Origin of the sequence: Bacillus cereus group sp. BfR-BA-01379, from assembly GCF_022663605.1 — a bacterium.
Taxonomy (GTDB): domain Bacteria; phylum Bacillota; class Bacilli; order Bacillales; family Bacillaceae_G; genus Bacillus_A; species Bacillus_A mobilis.
Genome location: NZ_JAKUFT010000020.1, coordinates 53,269 through 71,220 on the forward strand (window position 1 = coordinate 53,269; position 17,952 = coordinate 71,220).

Sequence of the window (17,952 nt, forward strand, 5' to 3'; positions counted from 1 at the left end):
ATTTGAAGCTCCTGTTCAGTTGTGAGCAGGAGTTTTTCATACCCTTATAAAGAAAATAGGTGAAAAGAATGCAGAAAAGATTTTATAAAAAATGTCTTTTAGCGTTAATGATTGCTGGGGTGGCAACGAGTAACGCATTTCCTTTACATCCTGTTGCAGCAGAACCAAATGTAAAAACATTGCAAGAAAATGCGAAAAATTATTCTCTCGGACCAGCTGGATTCCAAGATGTAATGGCGCAAACGACATCGAGCATATTTGCAATGGATTCATATGCAAAATTAATTCAAAATCAGCAAGAGACTGATTTAAGTAAAATAAATTCCATTAATAGTGAGTTTAAAGGAAGTATGGTTCAGCATCAAAGAGATGCAAAGATTAACGCGGCGTATTGGTTAAATTATATGAAGCCGCAAATTATGAAAACAGATCAAAATATTATTAATTACAATAATACTTTTCAAACGTATTATAATAGCATGCTAATAGCGATTGATCAAAAGGATAGCGTAAAGTTAAAAGCGGATTTAGAAAAGTTGTATGCGGATATTGTAAAGAATCAAAATGAGGTAGATGTATTATTAGGGGATTTGAAAGCTTTTCGCGATAGAATGGCGAAAGACACAAATAGTTTTAAAGAGGATACAAATCAATTAACAGCGATTTTGGCAAGTACGAATGCTGGTATTCCAGCTCTAGAGCAACAAATCAATACATATAACGATTCAATCAAAAAGAGTAATGATATGGTCATTGCTGGTGGCGTACTTTGCGTAGCACTAATTACATGTCTTGCTGGCGGACCGATGATTGCCATTGCGAAAAAAGATATCGCAAATGCAGAAAGAGAAATAGCCAATTTAAAAGATAGAATTTCTGGCGTACAAGCAGAAGTTGCAATTTTGACAGATGTAAAAAATAAAACAACAAATATGACTGAAACGATTGATGCAGCAATTACAGCATTGCAAAATATATCAAATCAATGGTATACAGTAGGGGCAAAATATAATAATTTACTACAAAACGTAAAAGGAATCAGCCCTGAAGAGTTTACGTTTATAAAAGAAGATTTACATACAGCGAAAGACAGCTGGAAAGATGTCAAAGATTATACAGAAAAATTACATGAAGGTGTGGCGAAGTAAACAGTGGACTAGTTCCGCTGTTTATTTTTTTATCCTGTTTTTGTGAGAGTTGGACTTGTAATTTGATATTTAAATTTTTCATGTTTTTTATTCATGTAGTTTTAGGGTAATGTTTAATCGAATCGATACTAATACCTTAGATAAACTTCTGATCAAGCTTTTTATATGTAATGTTTTAATGAAAAAAGTTATACTGTAAGCAAAACTAAAAATTGGAAAGGAAATACTAGAACATGGAAAATTATCTACTATTTATCCTTACAGCAATGTTAATCATAATGATGCCTGGTCCTGGTTTTGCACTAGTTACAAAAAATACTATCTCGCATGGTAAAAATGGTGGGATAAAGACTGTCTTAGGAACGATATCTGGAATGATGATTCATACAATAATGGCTACGCTAGGACTCTCTGCCATCTTAATGAAATTTGCTATGTTATTTACATTTATAAAATATGCTGGGGCAGTTTATTTAATTTACTTAGCTGTAAAGTCAATTAAAAGTGCCTTATATAAAAAAGAAGCTATATCAGGTTCAGTAGAAAGGGACTCTAAGGATATTGGGGCAATTAAAAGCTTTAGACAAGGATTTACTACGGCAATTTTAAACCCAAAAACTGCTGTGTTTTTCCTTAGTTTTTTACCCCAATTTATTGTAAGTAATCAAAATCATTTCCTCCAATTTCTTGTATTAGGAGTTACATTTACGACTCTGACAGCAGTATGGTATTTACTTTATATCTCACTCATACGTCAATTAAGAACTTTTTTAAGAAAAGAAAGAGTGAACCGTACAATAGAGGGTATTACGGGCGCAGTATTATTAGTATTTGGAGTGAGGTTGTTTTTCCAAAAATAAATATGTATATGAAAAGAGAAATAATCACTATTGATTATTTCTCTTATTTACTTATTCCAAAACTACTATTTTACAATTGATTTCACACCTTCATATTGATTTTATATATCTAATTTGAACTTTAAAACTGACTTCTTCAATAACCTGACCGGTTTGCTTTATAAGAAAAATCGTACATTATGGGGGCGGGATGATAACTAATAGGGGATGGATAAAAAACATTGATTAAAGTTTCATTTTAAATACTAAGTGTAGTAGAAGTTCAGTTAGATAAAATTCATTAGTCGAAATTTATTGCATAAAGCTGTATAATGCTTGTAACGAAAAGGAAATACAGGGAAGGATATGTAATAAGTTATTATGGATAAAGATAAACAACAATTAAGCGTTGAAGTTGCAAGATTATATTATCAATCAGATTATAGTCAGCAAGAAATTGCTAACAAATTAAATATTTCAAGGCCGACGATCTCTAGACTATTAAAGTACGCGAAAGAAAAAGGATTTGTTCAAATTAGTATAGCCGATCCATTTGCTGATCTAGATAACGTTGGAAATTTACTGAAAGAAAAGTACAACTTGCTAGAGGCACATGTCGTATTTTCTCCAGTGCCAGAATATGCAACGATTACAGAGTATATTAGTAAATATGCAGCTGAGTATATGGAAAAGACGGTTAAAAACGGTGATATCGTTGGTGTAAGCTGGGGAATGACGATGTATGAAATCGCTAGAAAAATCGTACCACAACATGTAAAAGGTGTAGAAGTTGTCCAGTTAAAAGGTGGTATTAGTCATTCGAGTGTAAATACATATGCGAATGAGACCATTGCTTTATTTGCAGATGCTTTTCAAACGACGCCAAGAAATTTACCATTACCAGTAATATTCGATAATGCAGTGACAAAAGAATTAGTAGAACAGGATCGACATATTCATCACATTATCGAAATGGGGAAACAAGCGAATATTGCAATTTTTACTGTAGGAACAGTGCGAGACGAAGCACTATTATTCCGATTAGGCTATTTCGATAAGGATGAAACAAGTTTACTCAAAAAACAATCGGTCGGTGACATTTGTTCACGTTTCTTTGATGGAGATGGAAATATTAGTAGTGAAGAAATTAATAAACGGACTATTGGAATTGAGTTAGAAGAACTGAAATTAAAGAAACGCTCTATTTTAGTTGCCGGTGGTAATAGAAAAATAAAATCAATTGATGGTGCGTTACGTGGCGGGTATGCAAATGTATTAATTATTGATCAGCATACGGCGAAGGAATTGTTACAGTATCAAAAAGATTAGAAATAAAAGGCTTTCTCAAGATGTTAATTTTGAGAAAGCCTTTTATTTTACTATGTATGAATTATGGGAGTGTTTTTGAATACAAATTGCCTTTTTTAAAATAATTATGGATATTGAGATACATACTACCACTGTTAATATAAAAGTTTTCATTTTATATATGAAGTGTTTCTTAGATAGAATGCGCTTTATTTACTACAAGAGATTCCCTTCTAAAAAAGAATGAACAAAATTTCAAAAGTGTATTTACATTTGTTCAACTAAGGGTTAGAATGAAGTTGTTAAAAGATATGAGGAGTGAAGATAATGAATATTGCAAAGTTAATTGACCATACAATTTTAAAAGCTAATACTACAAAAGAAGATGTTATGAAAGTAATCGAAGAAGCAAAGGAATATAAATTCGCTTCTGTTTGTATTAATCCTACATGGGTGAAGCTAGCTGCTGAAGAATTAGCTGGACATGACGTAGATGTTTGTACTGTAATCGGTTTCCCATTAGGAGCAAGCACTACTGAAACAAAAGCTTTCGAAACAAAAGATGCTATCGCAAAAGGTGCAACTGAAGTTGATATGGTAATCAACGTAGGCGCTTTAAAAGATGGCGATAACGAGTTCGTTGAAAAAGATATTTATGAAGTAGTACAAGCAGCAAAAGGAAAAGCTCTTGTAAAAGTAATCATTGAAACTTGCCTATTAACAGATGAAGAGAAAGTACGCGCTTGTGAATTATCAGTAAAAGCTGGTGCTGACTTCGTAAAAACTTCAACTGGATTCTCAACTGGCGGAGCAACTGCTGAAGATATCGCATTAATGCGTAAAACAGTAGGACCAAACGTTGGTGTAAAAGCATCTGGTGGCGTTCGTACACGTGAAGATGCAGACAAAATGGTAGCTGCTGGAGCTTCTCGCGTTGGAGCAAGTGCTAGTGTTGCAATCGTATTAAATGATGCAAAAGGTGCTACAGATAACTACTAATCATTAATGAAATCAAAAGCAATAGATACACAAAGTAAAGTGTATCTATTGCTTTAACAATTGAAAAAAATGTAAGCGGATACGAATGGGAGGAGACGGCTTATGAAATATTTAATTGGTATTTTTGGCCTCGTATTGATTTTAGGTATCGCTTGGCTTGCTAGCAATAATAGAAAGAAAGTCAAATATCGCCCAATCATAACGATGGTTATTTTACAATTCATTTTGGGGTTTTTATTATTAAATACAAGTGTAGGGAATATATTAATTAGCGGAATAGCAGATGGTTTTGGAGAGTTATTAAAATATGCTGCTGATGGTGTGAATTTCGTATTTGGTGGATTAGTAAATCAAAAAGAGTTTTCGTTCTTTTTAAGTGTATTAATGCCAATCGTATTTATTTCAGCTTTAATAGGTATTTTGCAACACATTAAAGTGTTACCTATTATTGTGAAATCTATCGGTCTAGCATTAAGTAAAGTAAATGGAATGGGGAAACTAGAATCATATAATGCAGTTGCTTCGGCGATTTTAGGACAATCTGAAGTGTTTATTTCAGTTAAGAAGCAACTAGGATTATTGCCAGAGAAAAGAATGTATACATTATGTGCATCTGCAATGTCTACCGTTTCAATGTCTATCGTCGGATCATATATGGTGTTATTAAAACCGCAATATGTTGTAACCGCTTTAGTTCTTAACTTATTCGGTGGTTTTATTATCGCTTCTATCATTAACCCGTATGAAGTTACTGAAGAAGAAGATATGTTAGAAGTACAAGAAGAAGAGAAAAAGACTTTCTTTGAAGTATTAGGGGAATACATTATAGATGGATTTAAAGTTGCGATTACAGTAGCAGCTATGCTAGTTGGTTTCGTTGCTCTTATCGCATTCATTAATGCCGTATTTAAAGGTGTGATTGGTATCTCATTCCAAGAAATCCTTGGTTATGTATTTGCACCATTTGCATTTATTATGGGTGTACCTTGGCATGAAGCAGTTAATGCCGGAAATATTATGGCAACAAAATTAGTATCAAATGAATTTGTCGCTATGACAGATTTAGCACAAGGAAACTTTAATTTCTCAGACAGAACGACAGCGATTATATCTGTATTCTTAGTTTCATTTGCAAACTTCTCTTCAATTGGAATTATTGCAGGGGCAGTTAAGAGCTTAAATGAAAAGCAAGGGAATGTAGTCGCGAGATTTGGTTTGAAATTACTGTTCGGTGCAACATTAGTAAGTTTCTTATCAGCAACAATCGTTGGTTTATTATTTTAATAGATTTATATCATATAAAAAGGAATGGTGATTGTAATGAGAATGGTAGATATTATTGCAAAAAAACGTGACGGCAAAGAATTAACGACTGAAGAAATCAAGTTCTTTATTAATGGATATACAGATGGAAGTATTCCTGATTATCAAGTGAGTGCACTTGCAATGGCAATCTTCTTTAAAGATATGACAGATCGTGAACGTGCAGATTTAACGATGGCAATGGTGGAGTCTGGAGAAACGATCGACTTATCAGCAATTGAAGGAATTAAAGTAGACAAACATTCAACTGGCGGTGTTGGTGATACAACAACATTAGTATTAGGACCATTAGTAGCTGCTTTAGATGTACCAGTAGCAAAAATGTCTGGTCGTGGTTTAGGACATACAGGCGGAACAATTGATAAATTAGAAGCGGTAGAAGGATTCCACGTTGAAATTACGAAAGAGCAGTTCATTGATATTGTAAACCGCGACAAAGTAGCTGTTATTGGACAAACAGGAAACTTAACACCTGCAGATAAAAAGATTTATGCATTACGCGATGTAACAGGAACAGTAAACTCAATTCCTTTAATCGCAAGTTCAATTATGAGTAAAAAAATTGCAGCTGGCGCTGACGCAATTGTACTTGATGTAAAAACAGGTGCTGGCGCATTTATGAAAACAGAAGAAGATGCAAAAGAATTAGCACATGCAATGGTACGTATCGGAAATAATGTAGGACGTCAAACTATGGCTGTTATTTCAGATATGTCACAACCGCTTGGATTTGCGATTGGTAATGCTCTAGAAGTGAAAGAAGCGATTGATACGTTAAAAGGTGAAGGTCCAGAAGATTTAACAGAATTAGTACTTGTATTAGGAAGTCAAATGGTCGTACTTGCGAAAAAAGCAAATACGTTAGAAGAAGCTCGTGAAATGCTAATTGAAGTTATGAAAAACGGAAAAGCAACTGAGAAGTTTAAAGAGTTCTTAAGCAATCAAGGCGGAGATAGCTCAATTGTAGACAATCCAGAAAAAATGCCACAGGCGAAGTATGTAATTGATGTACCGGCTAAAACTTCAGGTGTTATTTCTAACATTGTTGCAGATGAAATCGGTATCGCAGCTATGTTACTAGGTGCTGGACGTGCAACAAAAGAAGATGAAATCGATTTAGCAGTAGGATTAATGTTACGTAAAAAAGTTGGCGATGCAGTAAAAGAAGGCGAACCATTCGTAACAATCTATGCAAACCGTGAAAATGTAGAAGATGTAAAAGCAAAAATCTATGAGAACATTTCTATCGCTGAAACAGCAGTGGCTCCTAAATTAGTTCATACAGTTATTACTGACTAATCATAATTACACTTACTTTGAGGAGGAAATAATATGGATAAGAAAAAATATATCGAAGAAGCAAATAAGATGTTAGCAAAAGCATATATTCCGTATTCAAAATTTCCTGTTGGTGCAGCGTTAGTTACGAAAGAAGGTAAAATCTATACTGGTTGTAATATAGAAAATGCTTCTTACGGTTTATGTAACTGTGCAGAAAGAACAGCGATCTTTAAAGCAGTATCAGAAGGTGAGCGCGATTTTAGTTACTTAGTTATTACAGGCGAAACGGATGGACCGATTTCACCATGTGGTGCTTGTAGACAAGTGATAGCTGAATTCTGTGAACCGAAAATGCCAGTTTTACTAACGAATGTAAAAGGCGATGAAAAAGAAGTGACTGTTGAGCAATTACTTCCAGGCGCTTTCTCGATAGAAGATTTAAAATAAGTTGAAAAGCCATTCCGCAATTATGAATTGTGGGATGGCTTTTTTATTTTCAAAAGTTGAATGTAATATTTTGTTCATATTCCGTTCATAAACTTTGCTTAAAATAATTGCAGCGAATATAGAAAGTTTACAACAGGAGGAATAAAATGAAGAGGTTATATAATGCGGCATTCATTTACTTAATTATTGGTTTATTATCAGGAGTATTTGCAAGAGAGTATACGAAAGCACAGGGAATTAAAGGGTCCACAATGTTGCAATTGGTGCATACACATGTATTAGTGCTCGGTTTCGTATTCTTTTTAATTGCTTTAGCTTTATGTAAAGTGTTTCATGTACAAGAAACAAAGAGCTTTATTACATGGTTTGTTGTTTATAATGTAGGATTAATTTTTACTATTGCTACAATGCTATGGAGAGGTCTTCTACAAGTAAATGGAACTGACTTTAACGGTTTAAGCCATATGGCTGGATTAGGTCATGTTATTATAAGTATCGGGCTCGTTTGGTTTATGATTTTGCTCAAAAAGTCTGTTAAGTAGATAGGAGTGGGGAGAGTATGATAGCACTTTTATCAAGTATTGTAGCGGTTTGTATGGCTATTGGTGTCATGTTTCTGCGCTTTAAAGCAGCGAAAAAACCGGTAACGAAAAAGAAAATTATATTACCGCCAATTTTTATGAGTACTGGTGCAATGATGTACTTCATACCGGAGTTTCGATTAACATCGTTAGAAATAGTAGAGGCAATTAGCGTAGGACTTATTTTTTCTATATTTCTAATTAAAACAACTAAGCTCGAAATAAGGGCCGAACATATATTTATGAAACCGTCAAAAGCATTTATATTTATTTTAGTCGGATTATTGGTTGTACGAGTAGCGCTAAAATCATATTTAAGTCAATCAATTGATTTAGCACAGTTAAGCGGAATGTTTTTCTTGCTCGCATTTACGATGATTGTATCGTGGAGAATTGCGATGTATCGTTCATATGTTAAATTAGAAAAAACAATAAAAAGAGCTGGAATTTCTAAATAGGAATTCCGGCTCTTTTTATGTTTTATAAGATTGTTTTTTTAGCTTTGATTTCATTTGCTTAATTTTAAACGTATTTGAGCATCTTGTAATGCGGCTGGTGTAACGTTAAGACCATGTTGATCAACAATTTTTGTGTTTAATAAAATGGAATCTAAGCTTCCACGAAATGTTTTTGTATAGTTGTGACGCAACATTTGTTGTTCTTGTTTTTCATCAACTGTTAATCCAGATGCTTTTTCTTTTTTTGATAATTCGTTAATACGGAATAAAATGTTTTTCATTTGATTCACCTCTAGTTAGTTTTAATTACATTAGTTACTTACTAATGTATAGTTATTGTAACGTATCTTTTAATAAGTGTCAATGCCTGTAAACATTCCTTGTTTTGTAAGTGTATGGGATAAGAATGAGTGTAAATAACTACTAATACTTGAAATAGAAAACATGTTAATATACAATACCTTAGTAGGGTATATTAACGTGTTATTTTACATTATGAAAGTAATAAGAAAAAGGAGTATGTAATAATGAATGCAGTAATTTCAAAGAAAGAAATTATCATCTCATATACGATTGCAATTTTATTTATTTTAGCTATGGTAACAGCAGGTGTGTTATTAAATGATCCAGAAGTCATTTTGCCGGAAATAGCAGCAATGGCAATTGCTTTATGGGCGTATCGTGAGCCAGGATGGTTAAGACAACCAGAAAAAATCTTTATTGCACCGTCAATAACTGCTGTGATCGGTTTTATGGTGAATCAAATGGAGATAGTCTATTTAGGGAAAGTAAGCTTAACGCTTGTACTGATGATGCTGTTTTTACGTGTGATTCAATCCAATTTAGCACCATCTATTGCGACAGGTTTATTACCATTAGTAACAAATGCGACGGAATGGTCATTTGTTATCGCAGTCTGCGCTTTAACATTTATATTAATGGTCGGTGTTCTTATATTTAAATTGAACAACGGTATTGAGCGAAAAGTGAATATACAATATAAATATATGACTGTATTTCTAGTATTAAATTTCGTGTGGATCAGTTTATGTTGGATAACTGGTTATGAACAATTAGCAGTTATTCCGCCAATACTAGTTGTCGTGTATGAATCACTTCAAAGGCCGATATACAATGAAAAAATGGCATTTAAACAAATATTAGTATTAACTACATCAGCAACTGTTGGAACTTTATTGTATTTTGCAATTGATTCATGGATTGTAGTCACTTTATTCAATATGATAGTAATGATTATTTTATTAAAAATCGTTGGAGTAAGTATTCCAGCAGCTTATGCATTTCCATTACTTCCGCTCGTATTTCCTGATGAAATGATAAAAATGTTACCAGTAGCTTCATTTGCTGCGGGGGTATTTTTATTTGGTGCAGTACTACTGTATAAAAAGTGGGAGATGAAGCAACAGGGCATGCAGAAGAGTTAAATATAATTGGCAAAAAAGGTAAGCTCATTTCACTGTAGCTTACCTTTTGTATGTATTACCAATAGAGAGTAGTATCATAAAGTCCAACTAAAATGAGTAGTATCCCTGCTACAAGTTGAATGTTTTTTCCTATTTTTCGGCTCTTTTTAAGTAGTGCCCCATTTAATCCAAGGTAGGAGATGATGAATAGTAATATAACGATAGGGAGAGCAGTTCCTATCGAAAAGAATGTCGGAAACAAGTATCCATAATTATATGAGAAAGATAAAGGGATTAACGTTCCGAAAAATAGAACGAACATAGTCGGACAGAAAGCTAAGGAAAAGAAGAACCCAAGTAAAAATGAGCCAACTTCATTTTGTTTTCGTATAAATTTGATTGAGAAGAAATTTCTGCTCTTTATAATACCTGCCAACATTAGCCCTATTAAAATTAATAAAGGTCCAATTATTTTTCGTAACCACGGGAAGTACAAAGTTAATATTTGCTGCATCTCTTTTCCTAAAAACCATACGAATAGTCCAAGTGTTGTAAAAGCTATTATTTTTCCTAAAATGAATAACAATATATGTTTCCATGCATGTCCTTTTTGTAAAGATTGATTGCCATAAAGTGTAACAGTGCTAATGTTTCCTGTTAATTGGCAAGGAGCAAGGGTACCTACTACGCCTAATAAAAACGCAAATAATAGAGGTACTGATTTCGTAGCATTCGCGACATCCATTAAAGGAGACATGAGTTGATAGCTCCATTCACTAATTGTTGAAAACACGTTATATTCACCTTTCTAATTAAATTGGAATGCTCCCTCTTTCGTAATCTGCTTCCACGTTTTCCCCTCATCTGTAGAAAGGAACACATTAGCTTTCATTGTAGCAAATACAATTTCAGCTGAATTTTGAGGGTTTTGTGATATGTACATAATTGCATCTTTAGCATCTAAAGCTGGAATTTGTATGTTTGTCTCTTCATTTGTAGCAATTGATTTCTTCGTTACGATTTTCTTATTGATAGGGGCGTAAATAACCTCTTCATTGCTTAATGTAACTGCTGTTGATTCAAGTGATGTAGAGAATAGTTCAAATGTATTTCCGTAATCTGTAGATAAGTAAACACCGTCTTTAGTACTTACCGCGACTACACTAGATTGATCCGGATGTACGGAGAAGGAATGAATCGTACTTGAAAGACCTTTTAACTTACTATTTTTCCAATCTTGTCCGTTGTTCGTACTGAAATAAAAACCTTGTTGCAATTTAGAATTTGGACGCTCATTGTATAAATAAATGGCTTCTGTATTATATCCGACAGCAAGGTTATGAAAATCAGATTCTCCGTAAAAAGCTAGCTTTTCAAGGGTATTACCGCCATCAGAACTTTTCATTAACCCTAAAGGATTTTTTAAATTTGTGCCTGGTGCAGGATGACCGCTGGCAAAGAATCCGTTCTTCGTTGCCTGAAATCCCATATAATCATGTAGCTCAGTCTTAGTTTCAAGCCATTTTCCATTTTGGTAAACTTTTATCCCGCTATGAGTGGCGATAGAAACCCCAGGCATATTTCCTGCAAAGCCAATTCCGTGAATGTGCTCGATTTTTCCAGATGTAGTTTCCTTATAGAAGTTTTGCGGACTCGTAGTTACTGTTTCTGTATGTTTTGGCTGAGATTGCACCGTGTCTTTCTTCGCCGGTGCTGTTTCGGCGTTGTTAGAACATCCTGAAATGAATAATAAAGAAGTAATTGCTAATCCTGTTGCTATATAATGTGTCAAAGTTGTAGCTCCTTTCCTAAATATGAGATGTTAAGTATATGGAATAAATGTCAAGAAATTGTGGAGTGATATGCATAATTGTGAGTGAAAAGTGCCTAGTAATGAAAGTATTACTGTCTAAATGAACACTATTAATTGACGAAAAATTATAACAATAATAGAATGAATTGTATTAGGTAATTAAATATAAAAGTATACATAGAATGCTAGGGGGATTATTATGAAATCAACATTTTTTTCTCAAAATAGAGAACGATTAGTAAACACATTACCAGATGAATCTATTACTATTTTATTCGCTGGACAAGCACCTCACATGTCAGCGGATGCACATTATAAATTTGTGCCGAATCGAAATTTTTACTATGTAACAGGAATTAATGAACCAAATGTTATTTTCATGTTGAAGAAGTTTGGAAATAGTGTAGAAGAAACACTTTTCATTGAAAAGTCGGATCCAGTAATGGAAAAATGGGTCGGTAAAACAGTTTCTAACGAAGAAGCAGAGGGGATTTCTGGTATAAAGAAAGTTGTATATTTAGATAGCTTTGAAAAGACAATGTCGAATATACTTTTCACAGAAAATGTGAAGCATCTATATTTAGATTTAGAGCGTCGTGAGTGGAATGGTACGGAGACAAAAACGCAAGCATTTGCTAAACATGTAAGAGAACAGTATCCACACGTTTTAATTGGTAATGTATATCCGAATATTTGTGAATTACGAGTGTTTAAAACAGAAGAAGAAATTGAAATCATTAAAGAAGCAATTGCTGTAACGAAAGAGGGTATTTACAACGTACTTAAGCATGCAAAAGCTGACATGATGGAGTATGAACTAGAAGCTCAGTTTGATTTCACACTGAAGTCATCTGGCATTAAGCATCATGCGTTCAATACAATTTTGGCAAGTGGGAAAAATGCTACAGTTCTTCATTATGAAGATAATGATGCACAAATTCAAAATGGTGATTTAGTACTACTAGATTTAGGCGCTCAAAAAGACTACTATAATGCTGATATTAGTTATACTTTCCCGGCAAATGGAACATTCTCTAGTCGCCAAAAACAAATGTATAATATTGTATTAAAAGCATTGAAAGAAACAACAGAACTTATTAAGCCAGGAGTAAAGTTTGCTGCATTAAATGAGCATACGAAAAAGGTACTAGCAGAAGAGTGTAAAGCAATTGGTTTAATTCAAGAAGACGAAGAGTTATCAAAATACTATTATCATGGTGTTAGCCATTTCCTTGGTTTAGATACGCATGATGTAGGAACATATAAAGATAGAGTGTTAGAAGAAGGTATGGTAATAACAATTGAACCCGGTCTTTATATTGAAGAAGAATCGATTGGAATTCGTATTGAAGATGACATTCTTGTAACGAAAGACGGACATGAAAACTTGTCAAAAGATATCATTAGAGAAGTTGAAGAGATTGAAGCGTTTATGAGAGAAAATAATGTGAATGTAAAAGTAGATGAAGTTGTTACAAAATAATCATTAGTAGAGGCGCTCAATTTTGGGCGTCTTTTTATTTGGCTCATTGCACATCTCCATATTTTCTTGAAAATCATTTTTTATAATGATTTTGAAAAAGAAAAAGGAGGGGTTTTCCATGAAGCGATTTGTATTAACAGCAGTGATAGTCTCTGTCATATCTATAATTGCTGCATGTTCCGCGACCACAAATACAACAAACGATCATAAAAATATGAATGATAAAAAAACACCAGAGATTGAAACGGCTACAAAACCATTGAAAGTTGAAAAAGGACCAGAAGTGACTTTAATAGCGAAAGAAGAAAAACAAAAATTAAGTAACGGTGTTATTGTTCCAGTCTGGACATTTAATGGCTCATCTCCTGGTCCAGAAATTCGAGTGAAAAAAGGAGAAAAGGTGAAAGTAACATTGAAAAATGAATTATCTGCACCTGTATCTATTCATTGGCATGGATATCCTGTCCCAAATAATATGGATGGAATTCCAGGCGTGACGCAAGATGCGGTTGAATCAGGAAAAAGTTTCACCTATGAATTTGAGGCGAACATACCAGGAACGTATTGGTATCATTCACATCAAGATTCTGTAAATCAATTAGATAGAGGTTTATATGGAGCGCTCATTGTAGAAGATACAAAGGAAAAATATGATAAAGATTACACATTAATGTTAGATGAATGGGTAACAGATAAAGAAGAGATTAATAAACAGTTAAAAGAAATGACAAAAGGGCAAAAAGGTAATAAATCTAAGGAAAATAAGAAAAAGAATGATGATAAGAACGGTATGGATCATTCCGGTATGGACATGGACAGTGATAAAAAAGACTCTAGTAATATGGAAGGAATGGACCATGGAAATATGAAGATGGAAGGTCATGATATGAGTATGTATGATTTATTCACAATCAATGGTAAAAGCGGGGATGTAGTAGAACCATTAAAAGTGAATCAGGGAGATAAAGTTCGTCTTCGACTCGTTAATGCTGGTTATCTATCACATGATATACATGTTCACGGTCATGATATAAAAGTAATTGCGACAGATGGCCAACCAATAAATGATCCAAAAGTTATTAAGGATAAAGTAATTTCAATCGCACCGGGTGAACGTTATGATATTGAATTTACTGCTAATAATCCTGGGAAATGGTATGTTGAAGACCATTCAGAAAATAAAGGTGCAAAAGGAATGAAAGCTGTTATTGAATATGAAGGTAGTAAAGAGATGAAAGACAAAGCAAACGAAAAAGAGAAGTTATCAAAATTAGACATGACGAAATATGGTACTAAAAAATTAGGAAGTTTCACGTTAAATCAGCCGTATACTGCCACATATAATATGGACTTGAATACGCAAATGAATGGAAATGAAATGGTATATACAATTAACGGAAAGGTATTTCCGAATATTGACCCGATTCCAGTAAAAAAGGGTGATTTAGTAAAAGTGAAATTGGTAAATCGTTCTAAAATGGACGATCATCCAATGCATTTACATGGTCACTTCTTCCAGGTGTTGAGTAAAGATGGAAAACCGATAGAAGGTTCTCCAATTGTGAAAGATACTTTGAACCTAAAACCAGGTGAAGAATATGAAGTAGCTTTTGTAGCAGACAATCCGGGTGATTGGATGTTCCACTGTCATGATTTACACCATGCTTCCGCCGGGATGGTAACAGAAGTGAAATATACAGATTATAAATCTGACTATGTTCCCAACCCAAACATTCCTAATAAGCCAGAATAATATGAAGCAGTTATCCTATGGATAGCTGCTTAGTCATTTTCGTTGCAAGAGTCAATGTATATGTTGATCATGCCCGGGTGAAGATGGGGGAGTATGATCTGGGAATGTCACGAATACGGAAACGATAATTACCACACTAATTGATAGTAATAACAAAAAACGCCTTTGGATAAAAGCAGAAAAAGTTTCTGATAAAAGTTGAATTATACATGACATAGTTATTGTTATCGTAAGTAAAAGGCTAATAAACAGTATACTATGAGCTTGTTGAGCGTTTAGCATTTCTGTAATCATTGCTCCTATCATACTTGCCATGAATCCAGAGAACATTCCTTCTAAAGCGGTAAATAGGTGAAACCGTAGACCGACTAAAAAACCGATACAACCACTAATCAAAATAGCAAGCAAAGTAGAATATAGTAATTCTCCTTTAAAAAGAATACCGAAATAAAAACCGATACTTAAACCCGTACTCATACTAAAAGACATAATAAATACCATATACTCCATTAGGGTACCCTTACGTTTAGAAATATATGATGTAATAAAAATCGAGATCCAACAAAGTGTTAAGGCCGTTAATGTGTAAGCTAACATTATGATACCTCCCTGTCCTATCGTTCATTTCATCATATGTTCATATGGAGAGTACTTATGCTTATTTATCTCTGCATATTATCTGCACAATTTCATAATTGTAAGCAAGAAGGCTCCTGATTTTTTAGGGCGTCTTTTTAATTATGAGCATGTGAATGTAAGAGTTAAATGAAGAGTTTCTATTGTGAAGCCATAAAGAATAAGCGTATAATATTATAGGTCTCCCATTTGCGAGACAAACCGCGAATGATAAATAAGATTGTTGTTTTATCATCGTCTCTAAACAGATAGACAATGAAAGTAACACTGGAATACAGATAGGGAGTTATAAAATGAAATTAATTATTGCCGAGAAACCAGATCAAGGTTTGGCTCTTGTTTCACAGTTTAAATATCGCCGAAAAGATGGCTATTTAGAAGTAGAAGCGAATGAGTTATTTCCAAATGGAGCGTACTGTACATGGGCAATTGGTCATTTGACGCAGTTATGTAATCCAGAGCATTATCACGCAGAGTGGAAAAAATGGTCACTTAATACGTTACCTATGATTCCAGAGCGTTTTCAATTTGAAGTAACAAAGTCGAAGTATAAACAGTTTAACGTTGTGAAACAGCTGTTACATAATCCACAGGTAACAGAAATTATTCACGCGGGCGATGCCGGGCGTGAAGGGGAATTGATTGTACGAAATATTATTAACCTTTGCAACGTGCAAAAGCCGATGAAGCGTCTTTGGATTTCATCTTTAACGAAACAAGCTATATACCAAGGATTTAAAAATTTACTGGATGAAGCAGATACAATTAATACGTACTATGAGGCGTATACAAGGTCATGTGCAGACTGGGTTGTTGGTATGAATGCATCGCGTGTCTTTAGTATTTTGCTAAAGAAAAAAGGAATGAACGATGTATTTTCCGCTGGTCGAGTACAAACTCCGACACTCGCGTTAATTGTAAAGCGTGAAAAAGAAATAGAAAACTTTAAGTCTGAGCCGTTTTGGGAAGTGTTTGCAACCTTTAATATAGAAGGAAAGAAGTATGAGGGGAAATGGGAGAAGGATAGTGAATCCCGCTTACAAGACCCTGATATGGCAAATAAAATTGCGGCATTTTGCCAAGGGAAACCGGCTGAAGTGAAGGAAATGAAAACGGAGCGTAAAGAGTTTCAGCCACCGCTTTTATTTAACTTATCGTCACTACAAGCTACAGCAAATAAAGCGTTCAAATTTTCACCGAAAAAGACGCTTGATATAACACAAGCACTATATCAAAAAGGGATAGTTTCTTATCCGCGTTCAGATTCTAACTATGTTACACAAGGAGAAGCAGCGACGTTCCCTGATATTTTACAGAAGTTAAGTCAGTTTGATGAATATAAAGGGTTATTGCCAGCACCAATAGAATCGATTATGAATAATAAGCGTTATGTGAATGAAAAAAAAGTTACAGATCACTACGCTATTATTCCGACAGAGCAAGTTACAAATCCAAGCAGATTATCAGGTGATGAAAAGAAAATTTACGATATGATCGTAAGAAGACTGATTGCCGCTCACTATGAAGTTGCAATCTTTGATTATACGACGATTATAACGCTTGTAGATGAACGTGCTGAATTCATTTCAAAAGGAAAACAGCAAATTCAAGAAGGTTGGCGTAAAGTTATTTTCCAAGATGATAAAGATGACGAAACAATTCTTCCAATTGTCGCAGAAGGTGAACAAGGGAAAGTTGTAAAGGTGAAAGTGAAAGAAGGAAAAACACAGCCACCGAAGCGTTATACAGAAGGACAACTTATTACGTTAATGAAAACCGCAGGTAAGTATTTAGAGAACGAAGAGCTTGAGAAAGTATTAAAGAAAACAGAAGGTTTAGGTACAGAGGCAACTCGCGCTGGAATTATTACGATGCTGAAAGACCGTAAATATATAGATGTGAAGAAAAACCAAGTGTATGCAACCGATAAAGGGAAAGTGTTAATTACTGCAATCGGAGACAAAATACTAGCTTCACCAGAAATGACAGCGAAATGGGAGCAGCGCCTCGCGGAAATCGGGGAAGGCACAGCATCACCAGCTACATTTATGGAGCAAACGAAAAAGCTATCAGCTAAAATTATTGAAGATGCAGTGGAAATGTCAGAGAAGTGGGATTTCACTGGATTACATGTTGAATCGATTGAGCGAAAAGGATCGAAATTTACAACAGGTAAAAAGGTTGGTAGTTGTAAAAAATGTGATGGCGATGTGATTGATAAATCAACGTTTTACGGTTGTTCTAACTACAACACGACACAATGTGATTTTACTATCTCAAAGAAGATATTAAGTAAAACAATTTCGCAAAAAAATATGACAAAGCTCTTAAAAGGTGAAAAGACCGATTTAATTAAAGGCTTTACAAAGGGCGAGAAAACGTTTGATGCGAAGCTAGAGTGGAAAGATAATAAAATTAATTTTGTGTTTGAGAATTAAGTGTGTCAATAAATAAAAAAG

General features: G+C 34.1%; 17 protein-coding genes. 13 read left to right on the plus strand and 4 right to left on the minus strand.

Features of this window, described 5'->3' with window-relative positions; all coding sequences use genetic code 11:
- Nucleotides 1-68: 68 nt before the first annotated feature.
- The 9 genes from nheC (at nt 69) to MR113_RS10360 (ending at nt 8,384) form a co-directional block, all read left to right on the plus strand.
- Complete coding sequence (gene nheC, locus MR113_RS10320; RefSeq protein ID WP_242254008.1) at nt 69-1,148, plus strand: non-hemolytic enterotoxin NHE subunit C; 1,080 nt, start codon at nt 69-71, stop codon at nt 1,146-1,148.
- 233 nt (nt 1,149-1,381) lie between these two features.
- A complete protein-coding gene (locus tag MR113_RS10325) occupies nt 1,382-2,008 on the plus strand; it encodes a LysE family translocator (protein WP_242254010.1) in 627 nt (208 codons plus the stop codon).
- Between the two features lie 360 nt (nt 2,009-2,368).
- On the plus strand, nt 2,369-3,316 hold the full coding sequence (locus tag MR113_RS10330) for a sugar-binding transcriptional regulator (protein ID WP_242254012.1): 948 nt from the start codon (nt 2,369-2,371) through the stop codon (nt 3,314-3,316).
- A gap of 306 nt (nt 3,317-3,622) precedes the next feature.
- A complete protein-coding gene (gene deoC / locus MR113_RS10335) occupies nt 3,623-4,294 on the plus strand; it encodes a deoxyribose-phosphate aldolase (RefSeq protein ID WP_001017444.1) in 672 nt (223 codons plus the stop codon).
- A gap of 102 nt (nt 4,295-4,396) precedes the next feature.
- Nucleotides 4,397-5,578 (plus strand): NupC/NupG family nucleoside CNT transporter, encoded by a 1,182-nt coding sequence (locus tag MR113_RS10340; protein WP_000876173.1) that lies wholly within the window; start codon nt 4,397-4,399, stop codon nt 5,576-5,578.
- A 36-nt stretch (nt 5,579-5,614) separates the two neighbouring features.
- Nucleotides 5,615-6,916: a pyrimidine-nucleoside phosphorylase gene (locus tag MR113_RS10345; protein WP_001983022.1), complete on the plus strand. Its 1,302-nt coding sequence runs from the start codon at nt 5,615-5,617 to the stop codon at nt 6,914-6,916.
- Between the two features lie 33 nt (nt 6,917-6,949).
- On the plus strand, nt 6,950-7,345 hold the full coding sequence (locus MR113_RS10350) for a cytidine deaminase (RefSeq protein ID WP_000358522.1): 396 nt from the start codon (nt 6,950-6,952) through the stop codon (nt 7,343-7,345).
- A gap of 146 nt (nt 7,346-7,491) precedes the next feature.
- On the plus strand, nt 7,492-7,887 hold the full coding sequence (locus MR113_RS10355; protein ID WP_242254014.1) for a DUF2871 domain-containing protein: 396 nt from the start codon (nt 7,492-7,494) through the stop codon (nt 7,885-7,887).
- A gap of 17 nt (nt 7,888-7,904) precedes the next feature.
- Complete coding sequence (locus tag MR113_RS10360) at nt 7,905-8,384, plus strand: CcdC family protein (protein WP_242254016.1); 480 nt, start codon at nt 7,905-7,907, stop codon at nt 8,382-8,384.
- Between the two features lie 50 nt (nt 8,385-8,434).
- Here MR113_RS10360 and MR113_RS10365 read toward each other — a convergent pair whose 3' ends face one another.
- Nucleotides 8,435-8,665: a DUF896 domain-containing protein gene (locus MR113_RS10365; RefSeq protein ID WP_000789774.1), complete on the minus strand. Its 231-nt coding sequence runs from the start codon at nt 8,663-8,665 to the stop codon at nt 8,435-8,437.
- A 246-nt stretch (nt 8,666-8,911) separates the two neighbouring features.
- Here MR113_RS10365 and MR113_RS10370 point away from each other — a divergent pair, with 246 nt between their 5' ends.
- Nucleotides 8,912-9,829, plus strand: a complete 918-nt coding sequence (locus MR113_RS10370) for a hypothetical protein (protein ID WP_242254018.1) — start codon at nt 8,912-8,914, stop codon at nt 9,827-9,829.
- Nucleotides 9,830-9,884: 55 nt separating this feature from the next.
- Here the strand turns inward: MR113_RS10370 and MR113_RS10375 are convergent, their stop codons facing one another.
- Both MR113_RS10375 and MR113_RS10380 read right to left on the minus strand, forming a co-directional pair.
- Complete coding sequence (locus MR113_RS10375) at nt 9,885-10,601, minus strand: urease accessory protein UreH domain-containing protein (RefSeq protein ID WP_242254020.1); 717 nt, start codon at nt 10,599-10,601, stop codon at nt 9,885-9,887.
- Nucleotides 10,602-10,616: 15 nt separating this feature from the next.
- The gene (locus MR113_RS10380; RefSeq protein ID WP_242254022.1) at nt 10,617-11,600 is read right to left on the minus strand and encodes a F510_1955 family glycosylhydrolase; all 984 of its coding nucleotides are present in this window, start codon (nt 11,598-11,600) and stop codon (nt 10,617-10,619) included.
- Between the two features lie 220 nt (nt 11,601-11,820).
- Here MR113_RS10380 and MR113_RS10385 point away from each other — a divergent pair, with 220 nt between their 5' ends.
- Both MR113_RS10385 and MR113_RS10390 read left to right on the plus strand, forming a co-directional pair.
- Nucleotides 11,821-13,104 carry an aminopeptidase P family protein gene (locus MR113_RS10385; protein WP_242254024.1) on the plus strand — a complete coding sequence of 428 codons (1,284 nt, stop codon included), beginning with the start codon at nt 11,821-11,823 and terminating at the stop codon, nt 13,102-13,104.
- 118 nt (nt 13,105-13,222) lie between these two features.
- Nucleotides 13,223-14,857, plus strand: a complete 1,635-nt coding sequence (locus MR113_RS10390; RefSeq protein WP_242254025.1) for a multicopper oxidase family protein — start codon at nt 13,223-13,225, stop codon at nt 14,855-14,857.
- 51 nt (nt 14,858-14,908) lie between these two features.
- On the opposite strand, the gene MR113_RS10395 is transcribed toward MR113_RS10390, so the two are convergent.
- The gene (locus MR113_RS10395) at nt 14,909-15,454 is read right to left on the minus strand and encodes a hypothetical protein (protein ID WP_242254026.1); all 546 of its coding nucleotides are present in this window, start codon (nt 15,452-15,454) and stop codon (nt 14,909-14,911) included.
- A gap of 332 nt (nt 15,455-15,786) precedes the next feature.
- On the opposite strand from MR113_RS10395, the gene topB reads away from it, so the two are divergent.
- A complete protein-coding gene (gene topB, locus MR113_RS10400) occupies nt 15,787-17,931 on the plus strand; it encodes a DNA topoisomerase III (protein WP_242254027.1) in 2,145 nt (714 codons plus the stop codon).
- The last annotated feature ends 21 nt before the right edge of the window (nt 17,932-17,952 follow it).

Excerpts from the sequence above, each read along its gene's own strand:
- MR113_RS10350 (WP_000358522.1), top strand. The coding sequence starts at position 6,950 with ATGGATAAGAAAAAATATATCGAAGAAGCAAATAAGATGTTAGCAAAA.
- deoC (WP_001017444.1), top strand. The coding sequence starts at position 3,623 with ATGAATATTGCAAAGTTAATTGACCATACAATTTTAAAAGCTAATACT.
- nheC (WP_242254008.1), top strand. The coding sequence starts at position 69 with ATGCAGAAAAGATTTTATAAAAAATGTCTTTTAGCGTTAATGATTGCT.
- MR113_RS10355 (WP_242254014.1), top strand. The coding sequence starts at position 7,492 with ATGAAGAGGTTATATAATGCGGCATTCATTTACTTAATTATTGGTTTA.
- topB (WP_242254027.1), top strand. The coding sequence starts at position 15,787 with ATGAAATTAATTATTGCCGAGAAACCAGATCAAGGTTTGGCTCTTGTT.
- MR113_RS10360 (WP_242254016.1), top strand. The coding sequence starts at position 7,905 with ATGATAGCACTTTTATCAAGTATTGTAGCGGTTTGTATGGCTATTGGT.
- MR113_RS10330 (WP_242254012.1), top strand. The coding sequence starts at position 2,369 with ATGGATAAAGATAAACAACAATTAAGCGTTGAAGTTGCAAGATTATAT.
- MR113_RS10370 (WP_242254018.1), top strand. The coding sequence starts at position 8,912 with ATGAATGCAGTAATTTCAAAGAAAGAAATTATCATCTCATATACGATT.
- MR113_RS10365 (WP_000789774.1), bottom strand. The coding sequence starts at position 8,665 with ATGAAAAACATTTTATTCCGTATTAACGAATTATCAAAAAAAGAAAAA.
- MR113_RS10385 (WP_242254024.1), top strand. The coding sequence starts at position 11,821 with ATGAAATCAACATTTTTTTCTCAAAATAGAGAACGATTAGTAAACACA.
- MR113_RS10325 (WP_242254010.1), top strand. The coding sequence starts at position 1,382 with ATGGAAAATTATCTACTATTTATCCTTACAGCAATGTTAATCATAATG.
- MR113_RS10340 (WP_000876173.1), top strand. The coding sequence starts at position 4,397 with ATGAAATATTTAATTGGTATTTTTGGCCTCGTATTGATTTTAGGTATC.
- MR113_RS10345 (WP_001983022.1), top strand. The coding sequence starts at position 5,615 with ATGAGAATGGTAGATATTATTGCAAAAAAACGTGACGGCAAAGAATTA.
- MR113_RS10390 (WP_242254025.1), top strand. The coding sequence starts at position 13,223 with ATGAAGCGATTTGTATTAACAGCAGTGATAGTCTCTGTCATATCTATA.
- MR113_RS10395 (WP_242254026.1), bottom strand. The coding sequence starts at position 15,454 with ATGTTAGCTTACACATTAACGGCCTTAACACTTTGTTGGATCTCGATT.